General features: G+C 68.4%; 15 protein-coding genes and 1 pseudogene. 11 read left to right on the plus strand and 5 right to left on the minus strand.

The features are described 5' to 3' along the window. Positions 1 to 72: 72 nt before the first annotated feature. Positions 73 to 3,057, minus strand: a complete 2,985-nt coding sequence (locus CP982_RS12965) for a bifunctional [glutamine synthetase] adenylyltransferase/[glutamine synthetase]-adenylyl-L-tyrosine phosphorylase (protein ID WP_150510665.1) — start codon at positions 3,055 to 3,057, stop codon at positions 73 to 75. Between the two features lie 286 nt (positions 3,058 to 3,343). Between CP982_RS12965 and CP982_RS12970 the strand changes: the two genes are divergently transcribed. Both CP982_RS12970 and CP982_RS12975 read left to right on the plus strand, forming a co-directional pair. After that, positions 3,344 to 3,778, plus strand: a complete 435-nt coding sequence (locus CP982_RS12970) for a VOC family protein (protein ID WP_150510666.1) — start codon at positions 3,344 to 3,346, stop codon at positions 3,776 to 3,778. Positions 3,779 to 3,836: 58 nt separating this feature from the next. Next, a complete protein-coding gene (locus tag CP982_RS12975) occupies positions 3,837 to 4,259 on the plus strand; it encodes a VOC family protein (protein WP_150510667.1) in 423 nt (140 codons plus the stop codon). Here the strand turns inward: CP982_RS12975 and aac(3) are convergent. Continuing rightward, positions 4,252 to 5,100 (minus strand): aminoglycoside 3-N-acetyltransferase, encoded by an 849-nt coding sequence (gene aac(3), locus CP982_RS12980; protein WP_150510668.1) that lies wholly within the window; start codon positions 5,098 to 5,100, stop codon positions 4,252 to 4,254. The genes CP982_RS12975 and aac(3) overlap by 8 nt on opposite strands. Before the next feature lie 120 nt (positions 5,101 to 5,220). Between aac(3) and CP982_RS12985 the strand changes: the two genes are divergently transcribed. Genes CP982_RS12985 through CP982_RS12995 form a run of 3 tightly spaced genes read left to right on the plus strand, consistent with a single transcriptional unit; the run spans position 5,221 to position 6,492 of the window. Continuing rightward, positions 5,221 to 6,081: a helix-turn-helix domain-containing protein gene (locus CP982_RS12985; RefSeq protein WP_150510669.1), complete on the plus strand. Its 861-nt coding sequence runs from the start codon at positions 5,221 to 5,223 to the stop codon at positions 6,079 to 6,081. Beyond that, the gene (locus CP982_RS12990; protein ID WP_150510670.1) at positions 6,078 to 6,287 is read left to right on the plus strand and encodes a DUF397 domain-containing protein; all 210 of its coding nucleotides are present in this window, start codon (positions 6,078 to 6,080) and stop codon (positions 6,285 to 6,287) included. Before CP982_RS12985 ends, CP982_RS12990 begins: the two co-directional genes overlap by 4 nt. 19 nt (positions 6,288 to 6,306) lie before the next feature. Further along, a complete protein-coding gene (locus CP982_RS12995) occupies positions 6,307 to 6,492 on the plus strand; it encodes a DUF397 domain-containing protein (protein ID WP_150510671.1) in 186 nt (61 codons plus the stop codon). Positions 6,493 to 7,683: 1,191 nt separating this feature from the next. On the opposite strand, the pseudogene CP982_RS43215 reads toward CP982_RS12995, so the two are convergent. Continuing rightward, positions 7,684 to 7,770: pseudogene (locus CP982_RS43215) on the minus strand (glutamine synthetase); the annotation flags it as partial. A gap of 891 nt (positions 7,771 to 8,661) precedes the next feature. Between CP982_RS43215 and CP982_RS13005 the strand changes: the two are divergent. The 5 genes from CP982_RS13005 to CP982_RS13025 all read left to right on the plus strand — a co-directional run bounded on the left by CP982_RS13005 (position 8,662) and on the right by CP982_RS13025 (position 13,103). After that, complete coding sequence (locus tag CP982_RS13005) at positions 8,662 to 9,759, plus strand: sugar ABC transporter substrate-binding protein (protein WP_150510672.1); 1,098 nt, start codon at positions 8,662 to 8,664, stop codon at positions 9,757 to 9,759. A gap of 276 nt (positions 9,760 to 10,035) precedes the next feature. Beyond that, on the plus strand, positions 10,036 to 10,530 hold the full coding sequence (locus tag CP982_RS13010; RefSeq protein WP_212669185.1) for a YfbM family protein: 495 nt from the start codon (positions 10,036 to 10,038) through the stop codon (positions 10,528 to 10,530). A 520-nt stretch (positions 10,531 to 11,050) separates the two neighbouring features. Further along, the gene (locus CP982_RS13015) at positions 11,051 to 11,782 is read left to right on the plus strand and encodes a hypothetical protein (RefSeq protein WP_150510673.1); all 732 of its coding nucleotides are present in this window, start codon (positions 11,051 to 11,053) and stop codon (positions 11,780 to 11,782) included. Positions 11,783 to 12,394: 612 nt separating this feature from the next. Then, a complete protein-coding gene (locus CP982_RS13020) occupies positions 12,395 to 12,673 on the plus strand; it encodes a hypothetical protein (RefSeq protein ID WP_150510674.1) in 279 nt (92 codons plus the stop codon). A gap of 214 nt (positions 12,674 to 12,887) precedes the next feature. Continuing rightward, positions 12,888 to 13,103 (plus strand): hypothetical protein, encoded by a 216-nt coding sequence (locus CP982_RS13025; protein WP_150510675.1) that lies wholly within the window; start codon positions 12,888 to 12,890, stop codon positions 13,101 to 13,103. 270 nt (positions 13,104 to 13,373) lie between these two features. Here CP982_RS13025 and CP982_RS43105 read toward each other — a convergent pair whose 3' ends face one another. Both CP982_RS43105 and CP982_RS13035 read right to left on the minus strand, forming a co-directional pair. Further along, positions 13,374 to 13,631, minus strand: a complete 258-nt coding sequence (locus CP982_RS43105) for an NUDIX domain-containing protein (RefSeq protein ID WP_308294301.1) — start codon at positions 13,629 to 13,631, stop codon at positions 13,374 to 13,376. Between the two features lie 111 nt (positions 13,632 to 13,742). Continuing rightward, entirely contained in the window at positions 13,743 to 14,576 is an 834-nt protein-coding gene (locus CP982_RS13035; RefSeq protein ID WP_229878912.1) for an XRE family transcriptional regulator, read from the minus strand. Here CP982_RS13035 and CP982_RS13040 point away from each other — a divergent pair. Beyond that, positions 14,484 to 15,215, plus strand: coding sequence for a bifunctional DNA primase/polymerase (locus CP982_RS13040; RefSeq protein WP_372503513.1), 732 nt, complete (start codon positions 14,484 to 14,486; stop codon positions 15,213 to 15,215). The genes CP982_RS13035 and CP982_RS13040 overlap by 93 nt on opposite strands. Positions 15,216 to 15,230 lie beyond the last annotated feature (15 nt).

The following is a 15,230-nucleotide window of genomic DNA, read 5'->3' on the forward strand; positions in this document are numbered from 1 at the left end:
CCCGGCAGAGGTTTCTTCCAGCCCGTCCGGCGTTTGAGGACGAGCGCGCCGGCGCGATGGGCCGCGCCAGGGCTAGGCCCCGTAGAAGCGGGCCTCCATGACGGCGCGGGCCCGGCGCGTGGTGCGGCGGTAGTCGTCCAGCATGTCCCCGACGTGGCCGGTCTCGTACCCGAGGTAACGGGCGACGGCCGCCAGCTCGCGGCCGTCGGACGGGAACGTGTCGCCGGCCCGGCCCCGCACCAGCATCACCGCGTTGCGCACCCGCGTGGCGAGCACCCACGCCTCGTCGAGGATCTCCGCCTCCTCCCCGGGGACGAGCCCGGCCGCGCAGGCCGCGGCGAGGGCCTCCCGGGTGCGGGTGGTGCGCAGGCCCGGCTCGGCCCAGCCGTGGCCGAGCTGGAGGAGCTGGACGGTCCACTCGACGTCGGAGAGGCCGCCGCGGCCCAGCTTGGTGTGCAGCGTGGGGTCGGCCCCGCGCGGAAGGCGCTCGGCCTCCATGCGGGCCTTGAGGCGGCGGATCTCACGGACCGCCTCGTCGCCGAGCCCCTCGGCGGGGTAGCGCAGCGGGTCGACAAGCTCGATGAAGGCCGCGCCGAGGCCCGCGTCGCCCGCCACCGGCTCGGCGCGGAGCAGCGCCTGGGACTCCCAGACGAGGGACCAGCGCCGGTAGTAGGCGGCGTACGACTTCAGGGTGCGGACCAGCGGGCCGCTCTTGCCCTCGGGGCGCAGGTCGGCGTCGATGAGGAGCGGCGGATCGGCGGAGGGCAGCTGGAGCAGGCGCCGCATCTCGGCGACGACCTGGTTCGCGGCCTTGGCCGCCTCCTGGTCGTCGACGCCCTCGCGGGGCTCGTGCACGAACAGGACGTCGGCGTCGGATCCGTAACCCAGCTCGCGCCCGCCGAAGCGGCCCATGCCGATGACGGCGAAGCGGGTGGGCAGCTCGTCGCCCCAGCCGTCGCGGACCACGGCGCGCAGGGCGCCCGCGATGGTGGCGGCGGTCAGGTCGGACACGGCGGTCCCCACGCGGTCCACGAGCGCGCCCGCGCCGGCGGTGCCCGCGCTGCCGTACGAGGCGATGAGGTCGGCCGCGGTGGTGCGGAACAGCTCGCGCCGCCGCACCCCGCGGGCGGCGGTGACCGCCTGCTCGGGCCCTTCGGCGCGGCGCACGGCGGCCAGGACCTCCTGTTCGAGCAGGGCGCGGCCGCGCGGTTCGAGGCCGCGTTCGTCGCCGAGCAGGGCGACCGCCTCGGGGGCGCGAAGGAGCAGGTCGGGGGCGAGCCGCCCGGCGGAGAGGACCCGGGCGAGGTTCTCCGCGGCCGCGCCCTCGTCGCGCAGCAGGCGCAGGTACCAGGGGGTCTTGCCGAGCGCGTCGGACACCTTGCGGAAGCCGAGCAGGCCCGCGTCGGGGTCGGCCGAGTCCGCGAACCAGCCGAGCAGCACCGGCAGGAGCGTGCGCTGGATGGCGGCCTTGCGGGTGACGCCGGAGGCGAGGGCCTCCAGGTGGCGCAGGGCCGCGGCCGGGTCGGCGTACCCGAGCGCGACGAGCCGCTCGCGGGCGGCCTCGGTGCTCAGCCGGGTCTCGCCGGGGGCGAGTTGGGCGACGGCGTCGAGCAGCGGGCGGTAGAAGAGCTTCTCGTGCAGACGGCGCACGACGGTCGTGTGCCGCTTCCAGGCCCGGCCGAGGTCGGTCAGGGGCTCGGTGCGCATGCCGAGGGAGCGGCCGATGCGGCGCAGGTCGGCGTCGTCCTCGGGGACGAGGTGGGTGCGGCGCAGCCGGTACAGCTGGATGCGGTGCTCCAGGGAGCGCAGGAAGCGGTACGCGTCGTCGAGCTGGGTGGCGTCGACGCGGCCGACGTAGCCGCCGGCGGCGAGCGCGGCCAGGGCGTCGAGCGTCGTGCCGCTGCGCAGCGACGCGTCCGCGCGTCCGTGCACCAACTGCAGGAGCTGCACGGCGAATTCGACGTCGCGCAGACCGCCGGGGCCGAGCTTCAGCTCGCGCTCCACCTCGCCCGCCGGGATGTTCGCCACCACGCGGCGGCGCATCTTCTGCACGTCGGCGACGAAGTTCTCGCGCTCGGCGGCCTGCCAGACCAGGGGCGCGACGGCAGCGGCGTACTCCTCGCCGAGCTCGGCGTCACCGGCGACGGGCCGGGCCTTGAGCAGCGCCTGGAACTCCCACGTCTTGGCCCAGCGCTGGTAGTAGGCGAGGTGCGAGGAGAGGGTGCGCACCAGCGGGCCGTTGCGGCCCTCGGGGCGCAGATTGGCGTCGACGGGCCAGATGGTGCCCTCGACCGTCGTCTCGGAGCAGATCCGCATCAGGTGCGAGGCGAGCCGGGTCGCCGCGCGCAGCGCCTTGTCCTCGTCGGCCCCGTCGGCGGCCTCCCCGACGAAGATGACGTCGACGTCGGAGACGTAGTTCAGCTCGTGGCCGCCGCACTTGCCCATGGCGATCACCGCGAGGCGGCACTGCGCGGCGTCGGCGGGCGCGGCCGCGCGGGCCATGGCGAGCGCGGCGCGCAGCGTGGCGGTGGCGAGGTCGGCGAGTTCGGCGGCGGTCTGGGCGACGTCCGTGGTGCCGCACACGTCGCGGGCGGCGATGGCGAGCAGACAGCGGCGGTAGGCGACGCGCAGCGACACGGGGTCGGTGGCCCCGGCGAGGCCGCGCTCGAACTCCTCGACGCCGGGGTGCAGATCGGCGGCCTCGTACGTGACCAGGGCGCGCCAGTCGCGCGGATGCCGGGCCAGGTGGTCGGCGAGCGCCTCGGAGGCGCCGAGGACGCCGAGCAGCCGGTCGCGCAGCGGCTTGGAGCTGACGAGGGTGTCGAGGAGTTCGCGCCGGTCGGTGTCGTCGTCCTGCGCCTCCACCAGGCGGACCAGGCCGAGCAGCGCCAGATCGGGGTCGGCGGCGGTGCCGAGCGCGTCGAGGAGCACCGGGTCGGCGCGGACGGCGTCGAGGCCGGGCGCGGCGAGCAGCCGCTCGGCGGCCGACGGGTCGGTGAATCCGTGCCGCAGCAGCCGCGTGAACGTGCTGCTCCTGCGCCCTTGCGGCAGCGTCATGTGCACGCCTTTCGCTCGCCTGTCCTGGCCAGAGCCTACCGAGCGGTGACCGGGTGCGGTCCGATGAGTTCTCCGCGCGTGCGGGGGCCGCCCCGGGACGCAAGCATGGATACGGACAGGAGGCCGCCACGGCCTGGAGCCGCCGCGCCCGGCGGAGTCTGCCGAACACCTCACATTTTCGAACACATGTCCATACGATGAAGAGGACCTGAGGAAACCCCCTGGGGGCACTACTGAATCCCCGGGGCACTACCGATCCCCGGGGCACTACCAAGAGGAGCAAGCCATGGAGTGGACGCTCGAAGTCGTGACGCTGCCGGTGTCGGACCTCGACCGGGCCAAGGAGTTCTACGAGACCAAGTGCGGCTTCAAGGCGGACCTGGACAGCGAGGTCGCCCCCGGGGTGCGCGTCATCCAGTTCACCCCGCCCGGCTCGCGCTGCTCCTTCGCGATGGTGACCGGCCTGCCCCTGGCCCCCGGCCAGGAGGCGATGGCGCCCGGCTCGCTCCACGGTCTCCAGGTGTGCGTGACCGACATCGAGGCGGCGCGCGCCGAGCTCGCGGGGCGCGGCGTGGACGTCACGCCGGTGCGGACGCTCGGCGCGCGGGGCTGGGAGGACGGCAAGGGCGAGGCGGAGTGGAGCTCCTTCTGCTTCTTCAAGGACCCGGACGGCAACGGCTGGACGGTGCAGGAGGCTCCGGCGCCGCTCTCGGCCCGCTGACGCCCCGACCACGAGGGCGTTCCGATCAGACAGGCGCCCCGACCGTGAGGAGACGACCATGGACTACACGCTCGAAGTCATCCCCCTGCCCGTCAGCGACCTTGACCGGGCCAAGGAGTTCTACGAGACCAAGTGCGGCTTCCACGTCGACATCGACCAGGAGGTCGTGCCCGGCGTCCGCCTGGTCCAGCTCACGCCGCCCGGCTCCGGCTGTTCCGTCGTGCTCGGGGACACCGTCTGGGAGTCGACGCCGGGCCCTACGCCGGAGCCCGGCTCGTACCAGGGCCTCCAGCTGTGCGTGTCCGATCTGAAGCAGGCCCGCGAGGAGCTGACCGCCCGCGGCCTCGAACTGTCCGAGCCGGTCTCGTACGCGGACGCGGACGGCGCCACGTTCATGTACTTCACAGACCCGGACGGCAACGGCTGGTCCATCCAGGAGTACAAGGTCCGGGCGGCGCGGCCGCTGCGGGAGGTCATCTGAACTTCTCCTCCATCCAGGCCACGCCGAACTCCACGACGTCCCGGGCCTCGAAGAGGTGGCTCTCGGCGGCGCCGACGAGCCCCCGCACGCCCTTTCCGGCGGCCAGCAGCCCACGGCCGATGACCTCGAAGGGCCAGACGCCGTCGGGCACCACCGAGGAGTAGTCGAAGGCCCCGTCCGACGAGTCGATGTCGTGGAAGCGCCGCCAGACGCGCTCGCCGCCCTCCAGGACGGGCTGTTCGTAGTCCACGAAGCGCTTGCCGGGGGCGTCGGCGAGGGCCTCGGCGTGGTGCAGCAGCGTGAGCGCGTCGAGCGGCGCGCCGAGCAGCAGCACCCGGCCGCCCTTCGCCACGAGCCGGGCGAGGGGGCTGTCAGGGCCGTGCGGATCGTCCCACGGGTGGTCGGCCATCAGCGCCTGGGCGTCGGCGCCGAGCGCTGCGAAGCTGGCGTCGGGATGGCGGCTGCGCACGGCACCCGGCCACCGCCGCAGCGCCTCGGGCAGCCGCCCGTTGGCGTGGTCGGCCTCGCTCAGCTCCGGGTCGTACGCCGGATGCTCCGCGCGCAGGGCGTCCTGCCACGCCTGGGGCCAGTCGGTGCTCCACTCGTACGGCGGCGCGTCGTTCCACCCGCACGTCACCATCAGCGTGCCGCGCTCCCCCACGACATCCCCGAGCGCCCCGATGAGCGCCTGCGGCCCACCCGCGACGTACCCGATGGCGGACATCTGCGTGTGGAACATGACGACGTCACCGCCCCCGAGACCGAGCGCCCGCAGGTCACGGACCAGCCGCCCCCGGGTGACGGGCCCGCCGGACCTCTCCAGCAACTCCCTTTCATCCATGGGCCGAAGCTACCCGCCGGAAGCTGTCCCGCGCCTGTCCGATCCTGTCCCGGCTGTCCGGGTGACCCCCGGGTACGGGTGCGCGTTGGGCATGGACGACATGGCGGAGGTGGGACGCGCATGGAGACGACGACGGCGACGGGCGGCGTGGACGAGCCGGGCTGGGACGTGGACCCGGACGACGAGATCGCGTCAGTGGTCGAGGCACTCGGGCACCAGCAGAAGCGGTGGCGGGAGGCCGCCGGGCTGGGAGTGGCCGAGTTCGCGACGGCCATGGGCTACGGAGAGGACCAGGTACGCAAGGTCGAGCGCGGGGCGCGCATCCCGCGACCGGAGTACCTGGACAGGGCGGACGAAGTCCTGGGGGCGAATGGCTTCATCTCGGCGATGAAGGAGCAGATGGCCAAGGCGCGGTACCCGAAGAAGGTACGGGAGCTGGCGAAACTGGAGGAGCGGGCGGTCGAGCTCTCGCTCTACAGCAACCACAACATCCATGGGTTGTTGCAGACGGAGGAGTTCGCGTGGGCGCTGCTGTCGACGTGGCGGCCCGCCCTGTCCAAGAGCGAGCTGGAGCGGGCGGTCGCCGCGCGCGTGGCACGGCAGTCCGTGTTCGAACGGTCGCCTGCGCCGGAGCTGAGCTTCGTCCAAGAAGAGGTGACGCTACGGCGCCCCATCGGCGACACAATGGTGCTGCGCCGACAGCTCGAACGCCTCTTGGAGGTGGGGCAGTTGTCGAACGTCGAGCTACAGGTGATGCCGACACTCCGAGGGAACCACCCCGGAACGGCGGGACTGATCGAAGTACTGAAGTTCGGGGACGGCACGGCGATCGGCCGCTCCGAAGGGGCCTTCGCCAGCCGCCCGGTCTCCAGCCCACGGCAGCTTCGGGTCCTTGAGTTGCGCTATGGCATCATCCGGGCTCAGGCTCTCCCGCCAGGGGAGTCGCTGGCCTTCATCGAGCAAGTGCTGGGAGAGACATGACCGAGAAGCCCTCCACTGGGAACCCGTCCGAGCTGGCCTGGTTCAAGAGCAGCTACAGCAGCAGCAGTGACCCCAACGACTGCGTCGAAGTCGCCCTTGCGCCCGGCACGATCCACGTCCGCGACTCCAAGAACGCCACCGGCCCCCGCCTCATATTTGCCCCGTCCACGTGGGCCAACTTCATCACTCACACCTCCGAAAGCTGACCCCTCAGCCAGGAGAGACATGATCCGCGAGCTGGACTGGTTCAAGAGCAGCTACAGCGACAGCAGCAACCCCGAAGACTGCGTCGAAGTCGCCACCACGCCCGGCACCATCCACGTCCGCGACTCCAAGAACACCTCGGAGCCCCACGTGACGTTCGCCCGGCCCGCATGGGCCGAGTTCATCACGTACGCCTCCGAGAGCTGACCCCTCAGCACACGTGCCCCGCCCCCGGACACCGCTCCGGGCGCGGGGCACGGCGCCGTCCTGCCCCGCACTCCGATCGGAGGCTTTGCCGCGCGAACGAGACCTGCTGTCGGTGGCGGTGGGTAAAGTACCTCCGCTCGCTTTCGGAACTGAACATTCCGGTGTTGCAGTAAGCGCAAACCCTAGGCAAATGACTACAAAATGACGCGCGAGCGCCTGTGCATTAGGTCACCCTTAGAGGGTGATGTGTGTCACGTATCCAGAGTGACTAACCCCACTGAGCTGGAGCCTTGCCAGTTCCCCCAAGGTGGCACCATGGGTCGACATGCGAACTCCCGGTACACACGGCCCGCGACACAAGGCAAGATGGGGGCATTGCCGCGGGGGCTTGTGATGGCCATCACATGATGGGCGCAGGGCTTGCATACGCGGCGGTAATCCGCATTCGGACACAGAGAAGGCCCTGCCTGTCGCCCGCGAAGCTCAAGGCAGGGCCTTCGATCAGCACCTTCCGTTTGCAGCGTGGCCCCGACCGCTAGGTCGGGGCTTTCGCGTCAAAAGGGCCAGTGGTCTCGCACGATCCGGTAGAGCGCGTAGACCGGCCCCAGCCAGCGAGCCGCCCGATCGGACTTGTCCCGCTTGCCGCAACGGCAGTGCCCCTCCGGCTGTTTGGCCATTGGGATCCACCCCTTCCTGGGCCCACGACCATCGTGGACTCCCGGGGGGTGCACAAGGAGCGCTTGAGCCCGGGGCGGATTGATAGCGGCACCCTACCCAAGAGCCGCTCACATGCGGGCCAGTCAATTCCGCACCGTTGAAGGTGAAACCAGGCACTCCGTGCCAAAGGGGCCCCACAAATGCGGCACGCTGTCGCATCGTCCGTGGCCAGAACTGCCCTAAGCCGCCGTGCACTTCGCCGGTACGTTCCGAACTCACCGCCGGTTCCCGCCACTTGAGTAGCGCAAATCACATTCCGGGTCTTGTGCTCCAGGAACGACAGGCGGCCCGCAGGCATCAGGCTTCAAGATCTCCGAGGCGTCGCTGACGAGTGGAACCAGTCCCAGTTGAGCACTTTGCCGCCAACCGGGAAGGGCCGGCCGGTGAAACTGACGATCAACTTGGCGGTTCTGCTCGCTGTCATCCTTCGGCAGGCCGAGGCCCGCGAGGGGCCCGTCGGCGCCTGATCCGCCCCTACAGCACCGGCAGGTTCTTCCGCAGTTCGAAGGCCGTGACCTCGGAGCGGTACTCCTCCCACTCCTGCTTCTTGTTGCGCAGGAAGTGGCGGGGCTCGTGAGCGACCTGGCACGGTCACCCCTGACTCAGGGCTGACCAGCGTTCCAACGGCTGTCGTTGGTCGTTGCCAGTCGCTGGAGGCCAGCCTCGCACGGCCCACAGACGGCCCGGCACCGGAGGCGCCGTCTCTCGCGATTGGGTGCGCACACGGCTCCGGAGGCCGTGTAGATCAGACAGCCCAGAAGGCCCCTGACCTGCGGCCCGGCCAGCCGCGTCCGCCACACCCAGGAGATCCACTCGCTCCTCACACACGTCACAGCGCGGGGACACGTGCCGGGGTGGCCCCGGCATCATCTCGATGGCCCGTCGGCGATTCCGTCGTTCTCCAAGTTCCGCGTATCTGCAATACGTTGTCGCCAGGTCGAGCCCATTCGGACGCTGCGCAAAGGACGTACATCACCAGAGGAGGGGGCACAGCGTTACCGGCCTGGTGGTCCACGGCGTGTCCGGGCCAGGCGTAGTCGGCCGAGATCGCCTGCAGGCGGCCAGCGTCTGCCGCTCCCCGTGCCTCCCCACTCGTTCTGGCAGGACTAAGGCACGGGGTACATCTGATCCGTAACTCTACAGAAAACGGCCATTGGCGGTCATACAGGCTGCCGGGAGGCCAATGAGGGCCGGTGATGGGCGCTGCCGGTTGGTGGGGTTGCTGCACTTCGCTGCGGTACCGCAGGTGGGTCGGTGGTCAAGCTGAGCTGTCGGTCGCTTGAGGGCGGTCGCTAGAGGTTCGCTCCTCTATGCCATCTCTGCATCCTCTGCACTCCCCTCGTGCGCCCTCGCCAGGCAGGGCCTGCGTGCGGTACTACCGGACACGTGCGTCACGTCCGTCGGCCGCAGTGCTTGGCTGCTGGCGCAGGAGCAAGATCAGAAGGGCAGCACTTGAGCGAAAGACGAGGCATACAACGGGAAGTGCTCTCCGATCTGGCAGTCTCGTTGGCTAGCGGCATCGTCCTGGCGGCTGGCGGAGGCGCGGTCGCAGCGCTGACCCGCTCGTGTGCCGGTGCTTCCATTCCTACTTGGTTGTTCGTGGCAACTGCCGCGATGGCCTTTCCGGCCGCCTTCCTGCTGACGCGTCGTCTCACCCGACCTGGCCCTCAAGTCTTCATCCTGATCTCAGCGTTTGCGCAGACCCGCTGGCTCGCCGCATTTTTGGACTCCGCAGTCCGCTCCCTTGGCCACCACGACATGGACCTCGTCGTCAAACTGCCGCGGCACGATTACAGCGGTCAGAGCCAGGTGCGGGAGCTGAACGCCATTCGGAAGAAGAGGCGGTCATTTGTTGGTGGCCTCATTGTCTGCTCCCGTCCGGAGACCATCCGGCGAGAACTGGCTGATACCGGCACCATGACCGGTCTGCCGATCGTGTTCGTCGACATCAGGCCCTTCCCGCAGGTGCAGGACTATCCTCCCAACACCGTGTTCGTCGGCTGTGACGCGGACGAGATCGGTGAGCGCGCAGCACAGTGGGTTGGTCACGAGCTGCGGGAAGCAGGGAAGAACCGGCCCTCCATCCTCGTCGTGGCAGGTGAGGCACAGGTTGGCCGGCACCTCGTCTTCGCGGCCAAGATTCGCGACATGGTGTCGCCCTCACGACTGGACATCAACCTACAGGGGCACTTCTCCCGGGAGAGCGCTCGCGACATCGTTGACCAGCATCTGCGCTACCTTCTCCGACGCGGGGAATCGCTGGACACCATCTACTGCACCAACGACGAAATGGCCCTGGGAGCTGTGGATGCGGTTAAGGAGCTGGAGGCGCGGGGCTACCAGCATGCCGGATTGTTCATCCTCGGCGTAGACGGGACACCGGACGCGCTGGCAACCATCAAGTCAGGTGCCACGCCCTTCCGGGCGACGATCGTGCAGGATCCCCGGCGTATCGCGGACGCTGCCGTCGACCTGTTGCTACGCCTACGGGCCGGGGAGCACGTCCCAACACAGACACTGGTGGCCACGACTGTGTATCCCTCACAGTGACGTCGTGACTGCACGGACTGCGGCGCTGCAGCAGGGCTGATGCGGCTGTCTGGCCGACACACAACCCGCGTCCCAACCACCAACACTCTTTCCAACTGTGTTGGTGGGCTCCTGTGCTGTGTTCAGGGGCGTCTACCTGCGTTCATTGGCGGCTCGCCACCAGGCCGGGAGCAGATCCGGAGCTCGGCTGAACGCCGGTGAACCGGGCTGAATGAGAAGGAAACTGAGACGGTCCGTCCGACGGCCGTTGTCAGCGGCTTCGTCTAGTGTCCGGCCATGAGCATGATCGGCGAGTACCTGCGTGTCACGGCTGCCGAGCTTGAGCAGGCGATCCAAGACCCCGACTGGGCTTTGGGCTTCGCTGAAGAGGTCCAGGATGCCGAGGAGGAGACGGAGCTTGCGTCAGCCGATGCGCGCCACTTCAGCACGTATAAGTCATGGGACCTACTCCGCTTCCTACTGGCGCGCGCCGAGTTCCCCGTGAATGTCATCCACGGTGAGGAGCCGTTCGCCGAGGACTGGGGCTACGGGCCTCCGCGGTACCTGCGGCCCGAGCGGGTCCGACTGACCGCCGAAGCTCTGCGGGAGACCAGCTATGCCAAGCTCATCAGTGGCGTCGATCCTGCCGAACTGACCAGCGCCGAGGCGTATCCACTCGGAGGGAGTGAGCCCGGCTCGCTGGAGCGGGGGCGTCCCTGGTACGACGGCCTCACACAGTTCTTCGAGGCTGTTGCCAGGGCCGACGACGCGGTGCTCATCTGGCTGGACTGACGAGCCACGACACCGGTGGAACCTCAGCTTGGGAAGTTAAGGACATTCGCGAGTGGTTGCCGCGCTGACCTGAAGCGACGCCGGGTCGGAGCCTGAATCGCCGTCGACCTGCTCCCCGCTGTTCGCCGTGGTTTCTGCAACATCTGGCACGGGTCTGGCACGGCCGCGTCCTCAAGCGGCGTGGCAAGAAATGTGGTGGAACCGGTCAGGGCACCGATCATCCGGCTTTCTTGTAACTCTCCGCACTACCTTGCGCCGGAACACTAGGCTCTTCAAGAGTCGGCTACGTCCTCGGGGGTTACCCATGTACTGCTTTCGTCTCCCTTTCACGATGCCGAGCACGACACGGCTTGGGTTGGCCACAGCGGAGCTCTTGATCCATGAGGAGAGAGAGCGACGGATCTGGCTCGAGTCTTCTGAGAAGGGCCAGTCCCTGCGCGACGCTGCCAACTTTGTAGTCAGGGGCGAGGGCTTCGCCACTCGTGATGAAGCTGCCCTAGGGGGTGAGCGATGGAGGGACGTGATCAGTCGTTCCTTCGCCCGGATGCATCTCGCCGCTGATTTCGGTGATCAGGACCCTTCGAGCAGCTCCACAATGACCGCAGAGCCGGTTTTCTCGGAGCACTTGGGACGTCACATAATGGAGGGCGTGGCGGGTGTCACGGTCTTCCAGGATCAGCCAGACCTCCTCCTCGTCACTGCGGGTGATCTATTCGGTTGTGTGCGGCCCTCGGAAGAGAAATGCCGTTCTGTATTCCTTCATGCCGCGCAGCTCCACGAACCCTTGGCGGTGGCCGAGAGGCTAGCCTTCGATCTGTACAGTGGTTCCTTCTTCCAGGCATCGGCGGCCGCACGACTCCTGATGTTGACGATGGCGGTTGAGACCCTGCTTAACCTCCAGCCTCGCTCGACCGCCGCTCAGGCGCACGTGACTGCCATGATCGAGGCTACGAAAGTCAACGCGGGCCTCACTCATGCAGAGCGCAACTCACTATTGGAGACGCTGGACTGGCTGCATAACGAGTCGATCGGTCAAGCCGGGCGGCGGCTAGCTCGGACGTTGGAGCCGCGTAAGTATGGTGGTAGAAAACCAGCAGACTTCTTCACTCGTTGCTACAAGATGCGCAGTGCACTTACCCACGGATACGTGCCTCGCCCAAGCCACCGTGAAGTCAATTCTCTCGCAGGAAGTCTTGAGTCGTTCGTTGCAGATCTTTTGTCCGGCCGTCTTCTGACTGAGGCTCCTGAATGACCCATGTGAGCTGATGCCGCAGTATCTTCCGCAGTTCCCGCTGCGGCTGTGGCGCCGATCACCCCTACGCGGTACGAACCTCGGGGCATCTTGTTCCACGATCCCCATGTTCTCAAGAGAGCGCCTCACCAGATGTATCAGGTGACTGGTTGGCGGCTTTGAAGACCGTCGTGGTTTACACCACCGTGGGTTCAAATCCCACACCCACCGTGTGGTGAGCAGTGAGAGCGGCCCCTGATCAGCACTTGGATCAGGGGCCGCTTCGTTGCGTACCGCCCGGGGGCGGGTGGTGTCCCGTCGAGTGGTGTAGCCGATCAAGAGAGCGGAGCTCCCAGGTCACGCCGCGTCCAGCGCCCCGGGACTGGACCCCCCGACGTCGAGCGGGGAACTCTCCCGACCACACCTGCCGAAGAGGCCGACACACGCTATGCGCCGGGGCACACAGCACATGATCGGCTACACCACGAAGGGGGACACGACCCGGGGGCGACCGCTGTTTCCCGTTAGTTTCCGCTCTATCGGGCACGACTGGGGCACGGCCTGGCTGGGCGGTCCCAATCAGTGTTTCAGAGGGCCTGGTGAGGGGCGGAAAACCTCGTTAGCTTTGTGTTTATGGCAGATCAGGAGCACAAGGAAGATGCGACCCGGGTCGCTATCGAGTTCCTCATGCTGTGGATGAGCGAAGACCGGCAAGCTGCCGCAGTCCACATCGCTGAGGTACTCCACGGAGACACTCCCTCAGATCCGGCGCAAGTCATTGCTGGCCTCCTCAACCTCAACATGCTCACGATCTTCGAGTTGGCAAGAACGCAAGGAACCCAGGACCATCGCGCTTGGGCTGAGGAGTACCTGCAACAGCGGTCCTTGAGGCTCCCGAAGGCGTCTGACTGACGCACGCGATCACCGCTCAGGTCAACGCCTCGACGAGGCGTGCCGCGCTCCTTTCGAGGAGTACGCGCCGAAGATCCCCAGGGTGTCAACAGCGAGCTGATCCAGCCTCAGATGAGCGGTTTGCCGCCAGCCGCTGGTATCTCAGTCGCCTAGCCGCACGGCCCTGGCTACACAGGAAAGTTGGGACGTTCCTGCCTGGGGGAAGGGCCGACCAGTGAAGCTGACGATCAACTTGGCAGTTCTGCTCGCTGTCATCCTCGTCGTGCTCGTACGTCGACGCGTACAGGCCAGAAGCCGGGTCGACCAAACGATGGTCCTCACCGTAGCGGTGACGTTCGGGGTGCTGATCGCTCCCACCGACTTCGGCCAGGGCATCCTGCGTACCGTGAGTGACCTCGCGCAGAGCGTTTCGGATGCGGGCACCCCGTGAACTAGGGGCAGTCTGCGGATATCCAAGGCCTGACTGCGGCCCCTATCGCTCTGGATGCTGACCGTGCTCCAAGTAGGCCACTTGGCCCTCACTACGAGCGATCACGGCAGCCCGGAGCCGGCGTGCTAGGCGCGGAATCGTCAGGGAGTCGACGTCGTCGAGGCTGTGGAAGGCGTACGCCTTGATCTCGGAGCGCTGCAACTGGATCTGTTCCTGAAGCTGCGCCGGTAGAGCCCCACCGTCGAAGAGGGGTACAGCACCTTGTCACCTTCAACAAGGGCTGGGGGCCCAGTCAACGGCCAGCAGACGACCGATGCCTGGCGTGATGCCCAGCTCCTCGCGGACCTCCCGCACACATGCCTGCAGCGGGGACTCGCCAGCGTCGACGTACCCGCCAGGGATATCTCGGTACTCCTTGCACGTCGGCTCAAGGAGCATGACGCGGCCTTGCTCGTCAAAGAACAGCGCGCCCGCGGCCATGCGCGGGCGCGCCATCTTCGCTTCGTATTCGTTCTCGGTCTCGCTCACGTGACCGAGCCTAACCACCTCAGACGACTCGGAGCCTGTCGGCCAGGTCGGCCACGGAGCTGCTCGGGCGGCCTCGGGTGCCGCGGACCCAGCCGAGTACGAGCTCGCGGCTCATGTAGTGGTGCCTGACTTGCTCGGGTGCGAGCTGTTCGGCTTCGAGGACGACGGTGAGGGCTTCGTCGGTGCGGTTTCGGGCAGTGAGTGCGTGCGCCACTTCGAGGTCGTGACGTACCGGCGCTCGACAGGCAGGCCGCTCGTGTCGATCTGCGGTCCGAGGTCGGAAGCGACCTGGAAGGCCCCGAGTTCCCCGGCCGTGGCTACCTTGTGGATGGCGACGTTGGTCGGGCCAAAGGCGGTCCACATGTGGTTGGCGTCGGAGCTGAGCCGCGTTGCCGTCGCTTCCGCCTCGCGCAGGAAGGCCTGCGTCGTCGCGCGGTCCTCCGCACGGGCGGCCGCCATCGACCCAGCCAAGAACAAGGTTCCGTAGACAGACAGGAACGAGGGCGTGGCCTCGCTGAGTCCGGGCTCCAGGAATCCGGCCGCGTCGCCCACGAGCTGTACGGCGGTCTCGTATCGCCCGGTCGACAGCAGGCAGTGAGTCACGGAGCGGAAGAGCGACCCCGTGATCACGTTGTTGCCGCTCTGCTGGGCTGCGGCCAGTCCGCGGTCGGCGGCCATCCACGCGAGTTCGTTCTCCCCGAGCTTGCCGAGCACCATCGCCGCGCCCTGGTACGTCAGCGCCAGCAGGGCGTTGGCTTCCTCGCGCTCCGCCCCCGTGTACGTACGGGCAGCCAGGAGGGCGTCGGCCAGGAGGAGCGGCAGCTGCCGCGTGGCGAAGCCGAAGCGCGATGCCTGGTAGGCGTCCCACACCTCGCCGACGTCGGCTCGAAGGTTCGCCAGGGTCGGGGGCTCGCCGTCGGCGGGCGGGCTCAGGAGCGGGGTCAACTGGCGGTAGTCCTCGCGGAGCCGAGTGCGGTGGTGATGGCGGAGTGCAGGCGGCGCTGCTTGCTCACCTCCGCGGCCTGGAGGGCCGCATGGCGGCAGGCAACCGCCATCGCCTACCACCCCGGCGGCAATCGCCTCACCGTCGTCGACCTCGACCACGCCGACGCCATCGCCTGGGCCCAAGCCCACCTGCCTCCCACCCGCACCCTGCCCACCACACGCGGCCAGCACTGGCTCTACGTGGGCACCATGCCCTCCTCGCACGGAGTACGCCCCGGCGTCGACATCAAGTCCCGCATGGCCTACGCCCGCTGGCTCGGCCCCGGCACCGGCACCATGACCGTCCTGCCGGACGCCGCTCGCGCGCTAGCCGCACGCAAACCCGCCACAGCGCACCCCGCACCGCAGGTCATCACCGGGCCCGCGCCGGCCGCGAACGGGGCATGCCCCCACCGCACACCGGCGTATCTGGAGCGCGGCATCACCATGGCCGAGCAGCGCATCGTCGCCGTGCTCTCCGCCCACGGCCGGTGCGGCTGCCTCACCGACGCCCACATCGCGCGCCTGTTCACCGTCGCACAGGCCAAGGGCGAAACCCTGCTATGGGAGGGCCACCTCGTGGCCCTCCCATCTGTCTGAGGAGGCACAACCACT

Source organism: Streptomyces spectabilis, from assembly GCF_008704795.1.
Taxonomy (GTDB): Bacteria; Actinomycetota; Actinomycetes; order Streptomycetales; family Streptomycetaceae; genus Streptomyces; species Streptomyces spectabilis.

Coding starts and splice junctions, on each gene's coding strand:
- CP982_RS12995 (WP_150510671.1), top strand. CDS start 6,307: ATGATCCGCGAGCTGGACTGGTTCAAGAGCAGCTACAGCGACAGCAGC.
- CP982_RS12965 (WP_150510665.1), bottom strand. CDS start 3,057: ATGACGCTGCCGCAAGGGCGCAGGAGCAGCACGTTCACGCGGCTGCTG.
- CP982_RS13020 (WP_150510674.1), top strand. CDS start 12,395: ATGGCAGATCAGGAGCACAAGGAAGATGCGACCCGGGTCGCTATCGAG.
- CP982_RS12970 (WP_150510666.1), top strand. CDS start 3,344: ATGGAGTGGACGCTCGAAGTCGTGACGCTGCCGGTGTCGGACCTCGAC.
- CP982_RS13010 (WP_212669185.1), top strand. CDS start 10,036: ATGAGCATGATCGGCGAGTACCTGCGTGTCACGGCTGCCGAGCTTGAG.
- CP982_RS12990 (WP_150510670.1), top strand. CDS start 6,078: ATGACCGAGAAGCCCTCCACTGGGAACCCGTCCGAGCTGGCCTGGTTC.
- CP982_RS12975 (WP_150510667.1), top strand. CDS start 3,837: ATGGACTACACGCTCGAAGTCATCCCCCTGCCCGTCAGCGACCTTGAC.
- CP982_RS12985 (WP_150510669.1), top strand. CDS start 5,221: ATGGAGACGACGACGGCGACGGGCGGCGTGGACGAGCCGGGCTGGGAC.